We start from the raw sequence: 16914 nt of genomic DNA on the forward strand, positions 1-16914 counted from the left end.
CGGATGCCGACAGCCACGCCCTCCTGCCCCCAGCGTAGAGTGGAATGGTGACGATTGAGCCCCTTAGGATGCCGACTTTGGACGAACTGCTGGCCACGGCGCGGGTGGTGTCGTTGCCCATGAAAGTGAAGTTCCGCGGAGTGCTCCGGCGCGAGGTGATGCTCTTCAACGGTCCGGCGGGCTGGACGGAATTCTCTCCTTTTACTGAGTACGACGACGGCGAGGCGGCTTCGTGGCTGCGTGCGGCTGTGGAAGCGGGTTGGCAGGGTTTCCCTAAGCCGGTTCGCAGCAGTGTGCCGGTTAATGCCACCGTTCCCGCGGTTGCCCCGGAGGACGTGCCGGCGGTGCTGGCGCGCTATGACGGGCCGAAGACAGTCAAGATCAAGGTCGCCGAGCGGGGCCAGAGCCTCGAGGATGATGTTGCCCGGGTGGCGGCGGTGTCGGCGGCCGCACCGGGCTCGGCCCTGCGGGTGGATGCCAATGGTGGCTGGGACGTTCCCACCGCCGTCGAAGCCCTGACTCTTCTGGCGGAGTATGGGCTCGAATACGCCGAGCAGCCCGTTCCGGACATCGATGGCCTGCGGCAGGTGCGCCTTGAGCTCCGGCGGCGCGGCATAGGCACCCTGATTGCTGCGGACGAAAGTGTGCGGAAGGAAAGCGACCCGCTCCTGGTGGCACGGGAAGAGGCGGCAGACCTGATCGTGGTCAAGGCACAACCGCTGGGCGGGGTTCGCCGGGCTCTGGATATCGTCGCCCGGGCAGGCCTGCCCGCCGTCGTCAGTTCCGCCTTGGACTCGTCCGTGGGGATCAGCGCCGGGGTTGCGCTGGCAGCGGCGCTGCCCGAACTGCCCTACGCCTGCGGCCTGGCCACGGTTTCGCTGATGGATGGCGACGTGACGGACCAGCCCCTGGTGCCGGCAGGCGGCGAGCTGCCTGTCCGCACGGTGGAGGTAGATGAGGATTTGCTGGAACGATACGCGGCACCGGCCGAGCGGCAGCAGTGGTGGACCGAGCGGCTTGAACGTACCTATAGGACTCTCGCCGAGGTGGCAGCGGGGAGGTAGCGGGATCGAGTGGAGTGGCCGAATAGGAGATGACAGGGGTAGGACAGGCGGGCTGGAAGCGGGCTGGAGGAGGCCGGGGAAGGGCCGGACGGCGAAAGCCGGGCTTGACCGCGGAGGGTTCGCCCCGCCGTCGTTGTTTGTTTGCTTGTTGTTTACTTAGCCTCGGCCTGTTGGTCGGATTGCGCTGAAATGGTGAAAGCCGTTCGCAACCGTTCGATGTGGAAGGCCTCTGAAGTGTCTGATCTGAAAAAACGCCTGCTGCCGATGCTGGGACATACCTCCGGCAAGCGCAGCGCCATGACCTGTGCGCTCAAGTGCGACAACGCCTGCGCCAAGGGCGTGTGCAATACCTCGGACAACAATTACTTCCGCGACATCGTCTCTGCCGAATTCTCCCGGCGGAACATGCTCGGCGTCAGCGGTGCCGGCGTGGTGGCGCTGATGTTCGGCGGGGGAGCGGCTGCGGCCAACGGCTCCGCGGCTGGCTTGGCACCTGCGGCCAAGAAGGGGTTCGGCTCCGGCAACCCGAGCAAGCTGAAGTTCGCGGGAATCGACGGTGTGCGGAACACGGTGGATGACGTGGTTGTGCCCAAGGGCTACAACTGGGAGCCGGTCATCCGCTGGGGCGATCCGCTGTTCCACGACTCCGCCGAGTTCGATCCCGAGAACCAGACGCCGGAGTCCCAGGCGGGCCAGTTCGGCTACAACTGCGACTACCTGGACATCATCGAGATTCAGGGCAGCAACGGCAAGCGCGGTGTGCTGTTCTCGAACCACGAATACACCAATGAGAACATCATGTTCCCGCCGGACATGGATATCAGCCAGGTCCGCAAGACCGCCATGGCCGCGCACGGTCTGTCCGTGGTCGAGGTGGAGCGCAAGGGCAAGGGCCAGCCGTGGAAGTACGTCCGCGGGGCCAAGCTGAACCGCCGCTTCCTGATGGACACGGAGTACGAGTTGACCGGTCCCGCCGCAGGTTCGGCCTTGCTCAAGACCAAGGCGGATCCGAGCGGGCGCATTGTGCTGGGAACGCAGAACAACTGCGCCGGCGGCACGACCCCTTGGGGCACCATCCTCTCCGGCGAAGAGAACTTCAACCAGTACTTCAAGGTTTCGGCGCCGACGGATGAGCAGCGCCGCTACGGTCTCACGAGCACCAATCCGTCGCGTGGCTGGCACATCGAAGAACCGCGCTTCGATACGGACACCGCCGACGGCAAGAACGAGGACAACCGCTTCGGCTGGATTGTGGAAGTGGATCCGTTCGATCCGAAGTCCACGCCGCGTAAGCACACCGCGCTGGGCCGCTTCAAGCACGAGGGCGCCAACGTCACGATCGCCAAGTCCGGCCATGCCGTGTCCTACTCGGGCGACGACGAGCGCTTCGACTACCTGTACAAGTTCGTCTCCAAGGACACGTACCGCGAGGGCGACAAGAAGCACAACATGACGCTGCTGACCGAGGGCGACCTCTACGTGGCCAGCTTCTCCGGCAACTCCCCGGCGAACCAGATTGACGGTTCCGGCGTGCTGCCCAGCGACGGGGCGTTCGACGGCGTGGGCCACTGGATCCAGCTGACCCACAACAACAAGTCCCTGGTACCGGGCATGGAGATCGACCAGGTCCTGGTTTACACCCGGCTGGCCGCGGACAAGATGGGCGCCACCAAGATGGACCGCCCGGAGGACGTGGAGATCAACCCGGCCAACGGCAAGATCTACGTGGCCTGCACCAACAACACCAACCGCACGGCTGCCCAGGCCGATGAGCCGAACCCGCGGGCCAACAACCGCCACGGCCACATCGTCGAAATGACCGAGACCGGGGACCAGACCTCCACCCAGTTCACTTGGAAGCTGCTGCTGGTCGCCGGCGACCCGGAGGTGGACGAGAGCGTGTACTTCAGCGGCTACCCGGCCGACCAGGTCCAACCGCTCTCCTGCCCGGACAACCTCGCGTTCGACTCGGCCGGCAACCTGTGGATCTCCACCGACGGCCAGCCCGGCACCATCCAGCGCAATGACGCCCTGTACCGCGTCACCATGGAAGGCCCCGAGATGGGCAAGGTGGAGCAGTTCATGGCGGTCCCGATCGACGCCGAAACCTGCGGCCCGGTCATCCACGACGAGGACGGCCTGGTCTTCGTGGCGGTCCAGCACCCGGGCGAGGACGGTTCCTGGGACAAGCAGCGCTCGCTGTTCCCTGACTACCTGCCGGCCGGTACCCCGTCGGGCAAGGGCGGCCTGCCCCGCCCGGCCGTGATCCAAATGTTCAAGGGCAAGAACGGCTTCGTCGGCCGGTAGCACTCAGCACCCTAGCGCCCAGCCGCATCGGCAGCAGCGACCCACGGCCGCGTCCACCTTGGTGGGCGCGGCCGTCTGCCTAGGATGGACAGGTGACCGTTGAACTGAACGCCCTCGATGCCGCCCGCTCCGCTGTCAGCGCCCTGCTGGACGGTGGGGTGCGCGATGTGGTGATCGCACCGGGTTCGCGCAGTGCCCCGCTGGCTTATGCGCTCGCCGAGTCCGAGGCCCGCGGGGAGCTGCGGCTGCACGTGCGGATTGACGAGCGGGCGGCGGCCTTCACCGCGCTGGGCCTCTCGCTGGGATCCTTGCGCCCGGTACCGGTGGTCACGACGTCGGGTACCGCCGTCGGCGAACTCCTGCCGGCCGTGATGGAAGCCAACCATGCCGGCGTCGAGCTGGTGGTGCTCACGGCGGACCGGCCGGAGGAACTGCGCGGCACGGGCGCCAACCAGACCACCAGCCAGCCGGGCATTTTTGGCCGGCATGTCCGCTATGCCGTGGATGTGCCCGCGGGTGAGGACCCGGCCGAGGCCATCAGCTCTGGGCTGCTGGCGGGCAAGGGCATCCCGGTCGCACCGGTGGAGACCAGGCAGGGCACACATTCCCTGACCGCCACGCCCTCGCAGGCCCATCAGGGCCAGCACGGGGCGGACCACCACCAAGGCGCCGTGGGTCCGGTGCACGTTAACCTGGCGTTCCGCGATCCGCTGGTGCCGGCAATGAACGACGGCGGGGCTTCGGCTTCGCACCTCGGCTCACCTGCCGCCGGGGTACAGCAGGGCGAGGGGAAGCATGCGCCGGGCGCGCTGTCGGAGCCAGCCGCCCTGAGGGAGGAGTCCGCCGGGGCCGCGTCCACTGCTTCAGCTGCGCCTGCAGCTGAACCGGCGGAGGAACGGCGCACGGTGGTGGTTGCCGGCCACGGTGCCGGTGCCCAGGCGGAGGCTTTCGCCCGCGCGCACCGGCTGCCGCTGCTGGCCGAGCCATCGTCGAATGCACGGTTCGGTCCCAATGCCATCGCGGCGTATCGGCTGCTGCTGGGGCATCTGGATAGGGACATCGAGCGTGCCGTGGTCTTCGGCCGGCCAACGCTCTCCCGGCCAGTGGCCGCCCTGCTAGCCAGGCAGGACGTCCAGACGGCACTGTTCATGCCGGAGCCGGTGGCCTGGTTCGAACCCGGCCGGCGCCGGGAACGGATCATCAGCGAGCCGGCGGAACTCTCCACTTTCTCCGGCACCGGCCCTTCCGGCTGGCTGGAGCGCTGGCAGGACGCCGCCGTCACAGCCGTGCCGGCCATCGCGAAACTGCTGGAGCAGGCAACGGGCCTCACCGGACTGCATGTGGGCCGGGCGGTCTGGGCCACCGCCCAGGGCCGGCTGGTGCTCGGCTCCTCCAACCCGATCCGCGATGTGGATCTCATGGGCGCTCCGGCGCCGGAGCCAGCAGCCTTCGTCCACGCCAACCGCGGTTTGGCGGGGATCGACGGCACCATTTCAACTGCCTCCGGCATCGCGCTGGGTGCGGGCGGGCCGACCACCGTCCTGCTGGGGGACCTGACCTTCCTACACGACGCCACCGGCCTGTTCCTCGGTGACGGCGAAGCGGAGCCGGCCCTGCGCATCGTCGTGGTCAACGATGCCGGCGGCGGCATCTTCTCCCTGCTCGAACACGGCGAGGTGGGCGGACGTGCTGACTATAGCGCCGCCGTCGAACGTCTCTTCGGCACCCCGCACCGCGTGGACCTGGCCGCGATCGCCGCAGCGTACGGAGTGGGCTACCGGCTGGTGGAGGATGAAGCCTCGCTGGCGGCCGCGCTGCGGGAGCCGGTGGCAGGCCGCAGCATCGTCGAGGTGCGCACGGACCGGGCAGCCCTGCGGCAGTTGCATGCTGCGATCACGGAGACCGTGGGAGCGGCGCTGCGTGCCCGGCTGCCCGAGCGGCCCCGGACGTTGCCTCAGGTAACTCCCAGCTGACATCGTGCGTGATCGCAGACCAGCCATAGCCGAAGCATAGGGTTCCCGGCTAGAAAGGAACCCATGACGCACAAAATGCCCCACCCTGACCACGACCGCGGACTCGAATTCGATCTAACGACGCTGAGCCGCCGGCGAACGCTCGGCTTGTTCTTAGGCGCCGGCACGGTGGCCGCCTTGGCCGCCTGCACTCCCGGCACAACCAACGGCTCAACAACGACGGCGGCCACATCGCCGCCCGCTACCGGTTCGGCGTCCGGCTCGACATCCGCATCAGGTGGAGCATCTGCTTCCGGCGCCGCCACGCCATCGTCCACGGTGACCCGTGCCATCGCCGAGTGCGGGGCGGAAATGCCGGACGAAACCGCCGGCCCCTTCCCCGGGGACGGCACGAACGGCCCGAATGTGCTGGAGGCATCCGGCGTGGTCAGGAGCGACATCACGTCCAGCTTCAACGGTTCGGCAACGAGGGCGGAGGGCGTGCCGCTGAAGTTCACGCTGACCTTGCTGGACAACGCCAACGGCTGTAAGGCGCTCGCCGGGGCCGCGGTCTATGTGTGGCACTGCGACCGGGAGGGCCGATACTCGATCTACGATTCCGGTCTGGAAGGCGAGAACTTCCTGCGCGGTGTGCAGGAAGCCGATGCCAATGGACAGGTGACGTTTACGACCGTCTTTCCCGGCGCCTACAACGGACGCTGGCCGCATATCCACTTCGAAGTTTTCGAGTCCGTGTCGAACGCCACGAGTGCCGGGCAGATCCTGAAAGTTTCGCAGATCGCCCTCACGGAGGCGGCCTGCAGGGGCGCCTACGCCGCCCCCGGGTACGAGGTCAGCCGGCGGAACTTTCCCAACACACCGTTGGCCAGGGACAACGTCTTCGGCGACGACGGTGGGATCTACCAGCTGGCCACGATGTCTGGCTCCGCGGCCGAAGGCTACAGCGCCTCGCTGAACGTCACCATCTGAATCTGAGCTGCCGGTCAAGGGCCGGCAGCTCAGATGCCCCGGACGCTGGGCGAGGGTTAGAGCACCTTCGAGAGGAAGGCCTTGGTCCGCTCGTGCTGCGGGTTGCCCAGGACGTCCTCGGGCTTGCCCTGCTCCACCACAACTCCGCCGTCCATAAAGACCACGCGGTCGCCCACTTCGCGGGCGAAGCCCATCTCGTGGGTCACCACCATCATGGTCATGCCCTCGTCGGCGAGCTGGCGCATGACTTCCAGCACGTCGCCCACGAGCTCCGGATCCAGTGCGCTGGTGGGCTCGTCGAAGAGCATCATGTCCGGGTTCATGGACAGGGCCCGGGCGATCGCCACGCGCTGCTGCTGGCCGCCGGACAGCTGGGCCGGGTACGCGTTCTCCCGGTTGTCCAGCCCGACTTTGGCCAGATTGCGCCGGGCGGTTTCGACGGCCTCGGACTTGCCGCGCTTCTTGGCCCGCTGCTGGGCCAGGGTGAGGTTGCGCAGCACGCTCAGGTGCGGGAAGAGGTTGAACTGCTGGAACACCATGCCGATCCGGGTACGGATCTTGTCCAGGTCCGTTTCCTCGTCGGTGATGTCCACGCCTTCCACCAGAATGGTCCCCTTGGTGGGTTCTTCCAGCCGGTTCACGCAGCGCAGCAGCGTGGACTTGCCCGAGCCGGACGGCCCGATGACACACACCACTTCGCCCTGGTCGACGTGGAAGTCGATGCCTTTGAGGACTTCGTTGTCCCCGAAACTCTTGTACAGGCCCCGGACCTCGATTGCGGGACGGTCCTTTCGCAGGGAACTCTCCGTCGCCATGGCTTACCGGCCTCTCTTGTTGTGTCGTTCAAGCTTGGCAACCAGCTGGGTGAGCGGGAGCGTGATGATCAGGTACATCAGCGCCGCCACCATCAGCGGTGTCGCGTTCGCCTGCTGTGAGACGGCATCGCGTGCGAAGGTAGTCAATTCCCGCTCGCTTAGCGCCATGCCGGCGATGAACAGCAGCGAGGTGTCCTTGATCAGGATGACCAGTTCGTTGGTCAGTGGCGGAGTGATGATGCGGAAGGCCTGCGGCAGGACAACCGACACCATGGTCCAGCTCGGGTTCATGCCGAGGGAGCGGGCGGCCTCGCGCTGGCCTGGGGGAACGGCCTCGATGCCGGCGCGGATGGTCTCGGCGATGTACGCGGCGGAGACCACAATCAACGCGATCAGACCGGCACCGGCGCTGCCGCCCGGCGGCCGCCAGTCGAAGGCGATCGGCACGGCGAACGCGAAACCGAAGATCACCAGCAGTGCCGGCAAACCGCGGAAGATTTCGATGTACGCGGTGGCCACCCAGCGATAAGGGCCCACCGGGGAGAGCTTCATGAGCGCCAGCAGCAGGCCGAAAACCAAGCCGCCGACGAACGCGATTGCAGTGTAGACAATCGTGTTCTTTGCGGCGATCAGGATGACTTCGGGGAAGGCTGCGGCAGCAACCTCGGGGTTGAAGAAGTTGGTTTGGATTGCTTCCCAGTCGGCGACGAATACGACGGCGGCGACGGCAAGGATGAAAATGGCGTAGAGCACGCCGCGGAACAGGCGCCTACGGGTAGACGGTTGCACATTCAGGCCTTCCAGAGGTCTTCAGGACAAGCTTCGCCCCGGACAGCTGATCCGGGGCGAAGCTGTAAGGGCGTTACTGGGTGAAGTACTTGTCGTAGATCTCCTGGTACTTGCCGCTGTCCCGCAGCTCGGCCAGTTCGGCGTTCACTGCCTCCAGCAGAGCCTCGCTGCCCTCTTCCTTCACAGCGAAACCGTAGGACTCATCCGTCGGGTATTCCTCGACGATCTCGTACTTGCCGCCTTCCAAGTGGCCTAGGTTGACCGGAAGGTCCTGCAGCACGGCGTCGACGCCGCCCGACTGCAGCGCCGGGAACAGTTCGGCGTCGGACGGGTAGGCCCGGACCTCAGTGTCGGCCGGCACGTTCTCGCGGGTGTACGCCTCGCCGGTCGTGCCCTGCTGCACGCCCACGGACTTGCCTGCCAGATCCTCGATGGACTTGATAGCCGAATCGGCCGGAACCAGCAGCGACTGCAGCGAGTCGTAATACGGCTCGGAGAAGTCGATGTTCTCTTCGCGCTCTTCGGTGATGGTCATTGCGCTGGCGCCGATGTCGCACTGTCCGGAGGCGAGGACCACGCCGGACTGCAGGGCGTCGAAGCCGACATCCTGGATCTGCGTCTCAAGGCCCATACCCGTGGCGATCTCGCGGATCAGGTCCATGTCGTAGCCGGTGTATTCGCCGTTTTCCTCGAACTCGAACGGCGGATACGGAATGTCGGAGCAGACCGTAAGTGTGCCCGGGGTTACCAGGCCGAGCTCATTGCCTTCAGCAGCCTCGGAGCCGCCGTCCGAAGACGAGCCCCCACCGCACGCGGTGAGGGCCAGGGTGCCGGTGGCAAGGATGGAGAATACCTTGACCGCGGTGGATGCGTTTTTGCGCATTGGCTTTCCTACCTGTTCTTTGATGAAAAATCCGGCTTAAGTCTAGCCGTAACATTCGGTAACGGGTGATATGCATCACAGGCTACATTGATTGCCTATTAGTCAACAAGCGGGACTCGCTCAAGTGTACAAATTGTTATGCCGCCGCGACCGGCTGGAGCGTTTCGGGCAGACTAGCGGCGCAGGCCCAGGGCCTCGATCATGGGCCTGAACTTGGCCCAGGTTTCCGCCAGTTCCGCTTCCGGTGTCGAAGCGTCGACAATGCCGCAGCCGGCGTAGAGGCGCACGCGGGTGGGGTTTTCCACCACGGCACCGCGCAGGGCAATGCCCCATTCGCCGTTGCCGGCCCCGTCGGTCCAGCCCACCGGACCGGCGTAAGGGCCGCGGTCCATCTGCTCGAGCTCGCGGATCAGTGCGCCGGCCACCTCGGTGGGCGTTCCGCAGACGGCCGCGGTGGGGTGGACGGCTTCGGCCAGTTCCAACGACGACGGCGCGTGGCCGCCATTGGTGGACAGCTCCGCCGACACATCGGAGGCCAGGTGCCACACGTTGGGCAGTTCGAGCACAAAGGGTTCGCTGTGCGAGGTCATCTCGGAGGTGTACGGCTCCAGTTTGCGCGTCAAGGAGTCGATGGCGATCTCGTGCTCGTGCTGCTGCTTCTCCGAGCCGGCGAGCACCCGTTCAGCGTAGGCGGCGTCGGACTCGCCGTCGATCTTGTGGGTATTGGCGCGGTCCAGCGTCCCGGCCAGGACCCGGGCGCGGGCCACGTTGTTCTCGACCTTGATCAGCATTTCCGGCGTGGAGCCGATGAGGCCGTCCACCCCGTAGGTCCAGCAGTCCTGGTAGCGGATGGCCAGTTCACGCAGCACCTGGGCGGTGGCGATGGGGGAGGATAGCTCGGCGATCACGTCACGGGCGAGCACCAGCTTGCTCAATCCGCCGCCGGAGATCTTCTCCACGCCGGCTGCGACCGCGGCCTTGAAGGCACTTTCGGAAACCTGCCCGGGGTGCAGGCGGTCGGCGGTTTCGGCACCGCGCTCGGCGGAAATCTCATCCAGCCAGCCGGCCAGCGCGGCCTCGGCTGTCTCGGCGCTCAGGTCGGCGCCATCGTCGTCGGTTATATAGGTCAGCCAGCAGCCTTGCTCGCCAAGGCCGACAACAACCTGCGGAACAATCAGCCGCGAGGCGTGGCCGGAGGTCTTGGAGAAGGCAAACGAGCCGAAGGCCACCAGTCCGGTGCCGGGCAGGCCGACGGGGTTGTCCACCTCCGCGTCCTGCTGCAGCTCCCGCCACCAGCGGGCCGCGGTCTGGAACCGGCCGGGACCGGCGTCGGTGAACCGGGCGACCTCGCCCAAACCGACCAGTCCGCCGCCGCGCCGGACCCAGCAGAGCACGTCGTCGCGGACCAGATAGTCCAGTATTCCGGTCGGTGAAGAGTGCTCACCGAGGTCAACGGTGACGGCGCGCAGGGAGGTCATAATGACTTCAAGGTTACCCCGCCTCCGGCGCGCCAAAGCACCGGTGCAAGCTGGCCCACACCCGCCGTTGGGCGGCGACGGCGGCGGCTCCCGCGCCGGGTCTTGGGACGCGGCAAACCGGCGCGGCAAACTTTGAGACAATGAACGGGTGAACCGTGCATCCCTGGACAAGCGCCCTGATGAAGTAGCAGCCATGTTTGATGACGTCGCCCCAAAGTACGACGTCGTCAATGACGTTCTGTCCATGGGGCAGACCCGTCGGTGGCGTCGGATTGTGGTGGACGCGGTCGGTGCCAAGCGGGGCCAGCGCGTCCTGGATCTGGCCGCCGGAACCGGCACCTCCAGCGAGCCTTATGCCGATGCGGGCATCCACGTGGTGGCCTGCGACTTCTCGCTGGGCATGCTGCAGGTGGGCAAGCGCCGCCGCCCGGACATCGACTTCGTCGCCGGGGACGCCACCAGCCTGCCGTTCGCGGACAACTCCTTCGACGCCGTGACCATCTCCTTTGGCCTGCGCAATGTGAATGAACCGCGCAAGGCGCTGCAGGAGATGCTGCGCGTGACCAAGCCCGGCGGCCGGCTGGTCATCGCCGAGTTCTCCTCGCCGACCCTTCCGGTCTGGCGCACCATGTACACCAAATACCTGATGCGGATGCTGCCCGCCATCGCCAGCAAGATCTCGTCCAACCCGGACTCCTATATCTACCTGGCCGAATCCATCCGCGCCTGGCCCAACCAGAACGAGCTGGCCCAGTGGATTGCCGAGGAGGGCTGGCAGGACGTGGCCTACCGCAACCTCACCGGCGGCATCGTGGCCGTGCACCGCGCCCGCAAGCCGGGCCGGACCGACGCGCCCAACGCCAACGCCCAGACCGCGCTCCGCCGCCGGGGCACGAGGGCTGCGCTGTAACCGTGTCCGTTCTGATTGTCGGGGCCGGACCTGCCGGTTCAACCGCTGCCTACTATCTGGCCAAAGCGGGTATTGAAGTTACCGTGTTGGAAAAAACGTCGTTTCCGCGCGAGAAGGTGTGCGGCGACGGACTGACCCCGCGCGCCGTCCGCGAGGTCCAGTTGCTGGGCCTGCCGCATGAGGAATCGGCCGGCTGGCGGCGCAACAAGGGCCTGCGCCTGATCGCCGGCGGGCGGCGGCTGGAACTTGCCTGGCCGGAGCTCTCGGACTTCCCGGACTACGGTTTGATCCGCACCCGGCTGGGTTTCGACGAGGAACTGGCCCGCCATGCAGAGGCGGCCGGGGCCAAGGTGCTGGAACGCCATTCCGTTTCCACTGCGCTGAGGAACGACGCCGGCCGGGTCACCGGGGTGCGCGCCAACATCCTGGACGAACGCGGCCGGAAAACGGGGCAGACGCAGGACTTCAACGCCGACGTCGTCCTCGCGGCCGACGGCAATTCAACCCGCACCGCCCTGAGTCTCGGCATTGAAAAACGCGACGACCGGCCGCTGGGCGTGGCCGTGCGCACCTACTTCACCAGTCCGCGGCACGACGATGACTGGATGGAGGGCTGGCTGGAATTGCCCGATGCCCAGGGCAACCCGCTGCCCGGCTACGGCTGGGTCTTCGGCGTCGGGGACGGCACGTCGAATGTGGGCCTGGGCATCCTGAATTCTTCGCGCTCCTTCGGCAAACTGGATTACAAGCAGGTGCTGCGGGACTGGACCGCCGCCATGCCCAACGAGTGGGGCTACAACCCGGAGAACCAGGTCGGCGAGATCCGCGGCGCGGCCCTGCCGATGGGCTTCAACCGGACCCCGCACTACTCGCCTGGGCTGCTGCTGCTCGGCGACGCCGGCGGCATGGTCAGCCCGTTCAACGGCGAGGGCATTTCCTACGCGATGGAATCGGCCCGCTACGCCGCGGAACTGATCGCCGACACCTATGGCCGGCTGGGCGGTTCACACGGCCAGATCCTCAGCCAGGCCGGCTTCGACTCCTCGCTGGCCCGGTACGCCGGTATCATCCAGGGCCACTGGGGAAGCCACTTCACGCTCGGCCGCGTTTTTGCAGGCCTGATCGGAAAACCTGCCATCATGAAGCTGGCACTGCGGACCGGAATGCCGGTGCCGGTGCTGATGCGCTTTGTGGTGCGGATGCTTGCCAACCTGACGGACCAGGATGGCAAGGCTTTTGAGGATAGAGTTATTCATCTGTTGGAGAAGCTCACGCCGCCGGCGTCCAACCAAGGCCTTTCCACGCACAGCCGCACACCATCTGCCCCGACGATTAGTTAGTGTTATACAGTGACTGACGCAAAACCGAGCTGGACTCCTGCAGGCGCCGGCGTGCCGGACTCCCTGGAGCTGGACACGGCCACCGCTGCCCTCGCCACCAGCCTGAACCTGCCGGCGGGCTTCGCCCCGGTGGCCCAGGATCCCGCTCTCGGGCCCGCCGTATCCACGGCCCTGGCCCGAGTGGAGAAGCGGCTGCGTGCCGCCATCGCGCACTCGGATCCGCTGGCGGACACCACCAGCCGGCATCTTGTCGAGGCCGGCGGCAAACGCATCCGCCCGCTGCTGACCATCCTGGCGTCCCAGCTGGGGGAGGGCCCCGTGCCCGAGGTGCTGCAGGCCGCCGTCGTTGTTGAGCTGACCCACCTGGCCACCCTGTATCACGACGACGTGATGGACTCCGCCCCGTACCGCCGCGGCGCGCCCACCGCCCACGAGGTCTGGGGCAACCAGGTGGCGATTCTCGCCGGCGACCTGATCTTTGCCCGCGCCTCTATCCTGGTCTCTGAGCTTGGCCCGGAAGCCGTCAAGATCCAGGCCCGTACCTTCGAACGGCTGGTGCTGGGCCAGCTGCACGAAACCGTAGGACCGCGCGAAGACGAAGATCCCGTGGAGCACTACCTCTCTGTCATCGCGGACAAGACCGGTTCGCTGATCGCGACCTCGGGCCAGCTGGGCGCCATGTTCGCCAACGCCGGTCCCGAGGTGGTGGACATGATGCTGGAATACGGCGAAAAGGTCGGCGTCGCCTTCCAGCTCGCGGATGACGTCATCGATGTCACCGGGCTGAAGGTCAAGTCCGGCAAGTTGCCCGGCACCGACCTGCGCGAGGGCGTGCCCACGCTGCCGGTCCTGCTGCTGCGCCAGGCCGCCGCGGCCGGCGACAACTCGGCGGCCTCCGTACTCAAGCTGGTGGACGCGGACCTGACGTCGGACGCGGCCCTGGCCCGCGCCGTCGAAGCACTGCGCGAACACCCGGTGACCGCCGAAGCCTGGACCGTGGCCCGCAAATGGGCCGATGACGCCAAAGCGGCTCTGGAACGGCTGCCGGAAAGCACCGTCAAGCTGGCCCTGACCGCATTTGCCGAGGCGGTTGTCGACCGCGACGTCTGATCCCGGTACCGCCTTGGCCAATGCGGGACTTCCCCTAGTGGCCGGAGCGGAACTGCAGTAGGTTCGCAGATAAAGGCAACCTCTGTGGAAAGGACGGCTTCCGTGGCTGAAAAACCAGGCAACCAGACTCCGGACACCCCGGACGTCAGCGAGACCGAACTCCGCAACATGAAGGTGGACGAACTGCGCGACGCGGCCAAAAAGGCCGGTGTCAGCGGCGTCCACGACATGAAAAAGGAAGACCTGGTCGACGCTTTGGCAGCGGCGAAGAACGACGGCGGCAAACCGGCTTCCGGCGGCGACGGTGACGGCGGCCGCAGCGAAAGCGGGGATGTGGGTGCCGGTCCTGACGATGGCAAGGTGCGCACCGGCCCGGACAGCTCGGACTCGCTGAAGTATTCGCAGGAAGTGACGTCCACGGAAGACGAACCGGAGCGCGAGGGCCGCAGCCTGGTCACCACGCACCACGAGGTGATCAAGCAGTGGGCAGAGGAGCGAAACGCCACGCCTGCCACCGTCAGCGGCACCGAACACGATGACCACCTGGGCGTCCTGCGTTTCGACTTCGGCGGGGACAGCCAGGACCTGCAGCACGTGAGCTGGGATGAATGGTTCAAGACCTTCGACGAGCGCCGGCTGAACTTCATCTATCAGGAACAGCGCACCGACGGCAGCGACTCCAACTTCTTCCGGCTGGAGAATCCGAACCGCGAAGACGCCTAACCCGCTCCGGCGCCGGCCTGTTAGAGCTGCGCCATGACCGCCCGGAGCTCGGCGGCCTTGCGTGCCCGGATGGCGGGATCCACGATGGGCCGCTGCGGCGTAAAGTACAGTCCGTCGTCGTGCCAGCGGGGCAGCACGTGCTGGTGGTAGTGCCAGACGTGCTGGCTCCCGGCGGGCTCGTTGTGCTGGCGGGTGGTAATACCGTCCGGCTGCCAGGCCTTCTTCATGGCGACGGCGATGTCACGGCTCAGCGACGCGATCTCTGCCAGGACATCGTCGGGCATGTCGTAGAGCAGTTCGAAGTGTTCCTTCGGCCCCACCAGCACGTGCCCGGGTTCGGGCTCAAAGCCGTGCGACGCGATCCAAGCCATGGCCAAGTCCGTGGAGGCCACCAGATCCTCCGGGCGGCAGAGGTTCGCCTGGAACCGGAACTGCCCGGAGGCGAAGTCGCAGAAGGGGCACTGGTAATTTTCGGGAGCGTGGCTCGGCCAGATCATGGGGTCAGTCTTGCAGTTCGTCGTCGTTCTCATCGTCATTGAAGACCCAGTCGAACATGTCGAAGACGAACTCGCTGAAGGTGGATTCCTCGCTTTGCCAGCGCTGCTTGCCGGTGTTGGTACGGATCCAGACGATGGGGTCGGGAACGGCAAGGTGCTCGGTCCGAAAGCCCCAGTTGGCTTCTTCATCCATTTCGTCGAGAAAGAGCAGGTAGCCGTCCTCGATTTCCAGCTCGTCCGGATCCCAGAAGAAATCGTGGGCCTCCATCAGGTCCTCGCAGCCGCCCAGCGCATGGTAGAACTCCACCAGCGCCTGCGGAATCTGGAACTTGTGTTCGCCGAGGAGGCCTTCGAGTTCGTCGTAGGAGATGCCGTCTTCTTCGCTCCACTTCCGGCCCAGGTACTTGGGGACGAGGGCACGGAACTTGTCCACGAACATTTCGGGCATGGGGGCTCCTTGACTGGTGGGGTGGGTCGCTCACCATCCTACCTGCGGGTGCCCGTTGGCCAGCCCTGTTACCCCTCCGGCCTCAGTTCCGGCGGCGCTGCGCCAGCCCGGGGTAGTCAACCACGATGCCGTCCGCGTCAACCGTGACTTCGGCGCTGAAGTTGCCCGAATCGAAACCGACCAGCGCGGTGCCGGTGACGTCGTCGTACGCCTTGATTCCGGTGTAGCGCTGCAGGGCGGGAACCACCTGCAGGCTGGGCATCCGGACAAATGCGACGGCGAGGTCGGCGGAGACCTGCTCGTCATGGACCAGGCCCAGGCGAAGGATCGGCATGGTGTTGGTGACCGGGCACAGCCCCAGGTCGCAGTCCACTGCCCCGACCAGCGCGGACGGATCCGCCAGCCCCGGCTCGGGCAGGTCCACGATGCCCCAGGCGCGCGTTTCTGCGCTCCACTCGCCGTTGGTCGCGCGCAACAGTTCCAGGTGGCGGCTCCAGCCGTGGCCGTGCACCGTGACCATCAGGCGCTCGGTGAACCAGTTCTGCGTGGTGGTCAGCGACCAGCTGGCGGCGTATTCGGAGGTGCGGGAGGCGCCGTGGGCGGTCAGCCGCTCGGGCTCGAGGTTGATCGTGGCCGAATCCGCCCGGCTCGAGTCGTCCTCACCCAGCCAGCTGTGCGTCCGGCTTTCATGCGTTTCATGTGCCATGGCCCAAGCCTTGTGCCTGTGCCCGGATATGGCAAGACCACGGCGGGCAGGAGTGCGCCGGGCACATGACCGTTCATTGCGCCAGGCGCCGTTCGACCGCGCTGTGCCGGGGAAACTGCCGCTATTGTAGTGCCTCATGCCACCTGTCCTGATTGCCTGCGCGCACGGAACGTCCAACCCGGCCGGCCGCCGCGCCATCGATGCCCTCCGCCACGAGGTGGCCCGCTTGCGGCCGGGGACCGAGGTGCGCGAGGCCTACGTGGACGTACAGGAGCCGGCGCTGCCCGACGTCGTTGCCGCGTTGCCGGCAGGGCGCCGCGCCGTCGTTGTTCCGCTGTTGCTCTCCGCGGGCTACCACACGAGCGTGGACATCCGGCAGGCGGTGGAAAGCCGCCCGGCTACCTGTGCGGCCGAACCCCTGGGTCCTGATGAGCGGCTGGCCTCGCTGCTGCAGGAACGTCTGGCGGAGTCGGGGGCAGCTAACGACGACGCCGTGGTGCTGGCCGCGGCCGGGTCCAGCCTGACGGCGGCAGCGGGAGCCGTGGCGGAACTGGCCGGCATGCTGCGGAAGCTGCGGTCTGGTCCGGTGACCGCCGGCTTCGGTGCCTCGGCGAGGCCGTCCGTGGCCGAGGCCGTGGCTGCTGCCCGGCAGGAATCGGCCCGAGCGGGATCCGCCGGCGTGGGGTCTGCTCGGGTGGCAGTGGCGTCCTACCTGCTGGCGCCGGGGTTCTTCCACGACAAACTTGCCGGCGCCGGTGCGGACATCGTCACCGGGCCGCTGCTGCCGCACCCGGTTCTGGCCCAGCTGGTGCTGGACCGTTACGACGCTGCCGTGGCCGCGAACTTCACCCGCGGATAGCACCTGCGGATTGGCCGGCACCACGGCCGCGGGCAGGCGGCCC

16 protein-coding genes are annotated in these 16914 nt (G+C 66.7%); 9 read left to right on the plus strand and 7 right to left on the minus strand.

Annotated elements, in window-relative coordinates:
* Window positions 1–68 precede the first annotated feature (68 nt).
* The 4 genes from AC3A4M_RS00485 (at window position 69) to AC3A4M_RS00500 (ending at window position 6313) form a co-directional block, all read left to right on the plus strand.
* Window positions 69–1064, plus strand: coding sequence for an o-succinylbenzoate synthase (locus AC3A4M_RS00485; RefSeq protein WP_498734069.1), 996 nt, complete (start codon window positions 69–71; stop codon window positions 1062–1064).
* A 216-nt stretch (window positions 1065–1280) separates the two neighbouring features.
* Complete coding sequence (locus AC3A4M_RS00490; protein ID WP_498734070.1) at window positions 1281–3371, plus strand: PhoX family protein; 2091 nt, start codon at window positions 1281–1283, stop codon at window positions 3369–3371.
* Between the two features lie 92 nt (window positions 3372–3463).
* Window positions 3464–5344 (plus strand): 2-succinyl-5-enolpyruvyl-6-hydroxy-3-cyclohexene-1-carboxylate synthase, encoded by a 1881-nt coding sequence (gene menD / locus AC3A4M_RS00495; RefSeq protein WP_498733127.1) that lies wholly within the window; start codon window positions 3464–3466, stop codon window positions 5342–5344.
* 63 nt (window positions 5345–5407) lie between these two features.
* Window positions 5408–6313 (plus strand): intradiol ring-cleavage dioxygenase, encoded by a 906-nt coding sequence (locus AC3A4M_RS00500; RefSeq protein WP_498733129.1) that lies wholly within the window; start codon window positions 5408–5410, stop codon window positions 6311–6313.
* Between the two features lie 56 nt (window positions 6314–6369).
* Here AC3A4M_RS00500 and AC3A4M_RS00505 read toward each other — a convergent pair whose 3' ends face one another.
* The 4 genes from AC3A4M_RS00505 to AC3A4M_RS00520 form a co-directional block, all read right to left on the minus strand.
* Window positions 6370–7128, minus strand: a complete 759-nt coding sequence (locus AC3A4M_RS00505; RefSeq protein ID WP_139007217.1) for an amino acid ABC transporter ATP-binding protein — start codon at window positions 7126–7128, stop codon at window positions 6370–6372.
* A gap of 3 nt (window positions 7129–7131) precedes the next feature.
* Window positions 7132–7917, minus strand: coding sequence for an amino acid ABC transporter permease (locus AC3A4M_RS00510; RefSeq protein ID WP_498733132.1), 786 nt, complete (start codon window positions 7915–7917; stop codon window positions 7132–7134).
* Between the two features lie 73 nt (window positions 7918–7990).
* On the minus strand, window positions 7991–8800 hold the full coding sequence (locus AC3A4M_RS00515; RefSeq protein ID WP_498733134.1) for a basic amino acid ABC transporter substrate-binding protein: 810 nt from the start codon (window positions 8798–8800) through the stop codon (window positions 7991–7993).
* A 173-nt stretch (window positions 8801–8973) separates the two neighbouring features.
* Window positions 8974–10278 carry an isochorismate synthase gene (locus AC3A4M_RS00520; protein WP_498733136.1) on the minus strand — a complete coding sequence of 435 codons (1305 nt, stop codon included), beginning with the start codon at window positions 10276–10278 and terminating at the stop codon, window positions 8974–8976.
* Window positions 10279–10426: 148 nt separating this feature from the next.
* On the opposite strand from AC3A4M_RS00520, the gene AC3A4M_RS00525 reads away from it, so the two are divergent.
* The 4 genes from AC3A4M_RS00525 (at window position 10427) to AC3A4M_RS00540 (ending at window position 14361) form a co-directional block, all read left to right on the plus strand.
* Window positions 10427–11188 (plus strand): demethylmenaquinone methyltransferase, encoded by a 762-nt coding sequence (locus AC3A4M_RS00525; protein ID WP_498733138.1) that lies wholly within the window; start codon window positions 10427–10429, stop codon window positions 11186–11188.
* 2 nt (window positions 11189–11190) lie between these two features.
* A complete protein-coding gene (locus tag AC3A4M_RS00530) occupies window positions 11191–12528 on the plus strand; it encodes a geranylgeranyl reductase family protein (RefSeq protein WP_498733140.1) in 1338 nt (445 codons plus the stop codon).
* A 9-nt stretch (window positions 12529–12537) separates the two neighbouring features.
* Window positions 12538–13638: a polyprenyl synthetase family protein gene (locus AC3A4M_RS00535; protein WP_498733142.1), complete on the plus strand. Its 1101-nt coding sequence runs from the start codon at window positions 12538–12540 to the stop codon at window positions 13636–13638.
* A 102-nt stretch (window positions 13639–13740) separates the two neighbouring features.
* Window positions 13741–14361: a Rho termination factor N-terminal domain-containing protein gene (locus AC3A4M_RS00540; protein WP_498733144.1), complete on the plus strand. Its 621-nt coding sequence runs from the start codon at window positions 13741–13743 to the stop codon at window positions 14359–14361.
* A gap of 20 nt (window positions 14362–14381) precedes the next feature.
* Here the strand turns inward: AC3A4M_RS00540 and AC3A4M_RS00545 are convergent, their stop codons facing one another.
* The 3 genes from AC3A4M_RS00545 to AC3A4M_RS00555 all read right to left on the minus strand — a co-directional run bounded on the left by AC3A4M_RS00545 (window position 14382) and on the right by AC3A4M_RS00555 (window position 16012).
* The gene (locus AC3A4M_RS00545) at window positions 14382–14858 is read right to left on the minus strand and encodes an HIT family protein (RefSeq protein ID WP_498733146.1); all 477 of its coding nucleotides are present in this window, start codon (window positions 14856–14858) and stop codon (window positions 14382–14384) included.
* 4 nt (window positions 14859–14862) lie between these two features.
* Window positions 14863–15306, minus strand: a complete 444-nt coding sequence (locus AC3A4M_RS00550) for a hypothetical protein (protein ID WP_498730955.1) — start codon at window positions 15304–15306, stop codon at window positions 14863–14865.
* 82 nt (window positions 15307–15388) lie between these two features.
* On the minus strand, window positions 15389–16012 hold the full coding sequence (locus AC3A4M_RS00555; RefSeq protein WP_498733148.1) for a putative glycolipid-binding domain-containing protein: 624 nt from the start codon (window positions 16010–16012) through the stop codon (window positions 15389–15391).
* 136 nt (window positions 16013–16148) lie between these two features.
* On the opposite strand from AC3A4M_RS00555, the gene AC3A4M_RS00560 reads away from it, so the two are divergent.
* Complete coding sequence (locus AC3A4M_RS00560; RefSeq protein WP_498733150.1) at window positions 16149–16871, plus strand: sirohydrochlorin chelatase; 723 nt, start codon at window positions 16149–16151, stop codon at window positions 16869–16871.
* Window positions 16872–16914 lie beyond the last annotated feature (43 nt).

The organism is Arthrobacter sp. Soil_C_60 (assembly GCF_057656375.1).

Bases quoted from the DNA above. Each gene is read 5' to 3' on its own strand.
- AC3A4M_RS00545 (WP_498733146.1), bottom strand. From the start codon at position 14,858: ATGATCTGGCCGAGCCACGCTCCCGAAAATTACCAGTGCCCCTTCTGC.
- AC3A4M_RS00560 (WP_498733150.1), top strand. From the start codon at position 16,149: ATGCCACCTGTCCTGATTGCCTGCGCGCACGGAACGTCCAACCCGGCC.
- AC3A4M_RS00550 (WP_498730955.1), bottom strand. From the start codon at position 15,306: ATGCCCGAAATGTTCGTGGACAAGTTCCGTGCCCTCGTCCCCAAGTAC.
- AC3A4M_RS00500 (WP_498733129.1), top strand. From the start codon at position 5,408: ATGACGCACAAAATGCCCCACCCTGACCACGACCGCGGACTCGAATTC.
- AC3A4M_RS00520 (WP_498733136.1), bottom strand. From the start codon at position 10,278: ATGACCTCCCTGCGCGCCGTCACCGTTGACCTCGGTGAGCACTCTTCA.
- AC3A4M_RS00515 (WP_498733134.1), bottom strand. From the start codon at position 8,800: ATGCGCAAAAACGCATCCACCGCGGTCAAGGTATTCTCCATCCTTGCC.
- AC3A4M_RS00485 (WP_498734069.1), top strand. From the start codon at position 69: ATGCCGACTTTGGACGAACTGCTGGCCACGGCGCGGGTGGTGTCGTTG.
- AC3A4M_RS00555 (WP_498733148.1), bottom strand. From the start codon at position 16,012: ATGGCACATGAAACGCATGAAAGCCGGACGCACAGCTGGCTGGGTGAG.
- AC3A4M_RS00505 (WP_139007217.1), bottom strand. From the start codon at position 7,128: ATGGCGACGGAGAGTTCCCTGCGAAAGGACCGTCCCGCAATCGAGGTC.
- AC3A4M_RS00490 (WP_498734070.1), top strand. From the start codon at position 1,281: ATGTGGAAGGCCTCTGAAGTGTCTGATCTGAAAAAACGCCTGCTGCCG.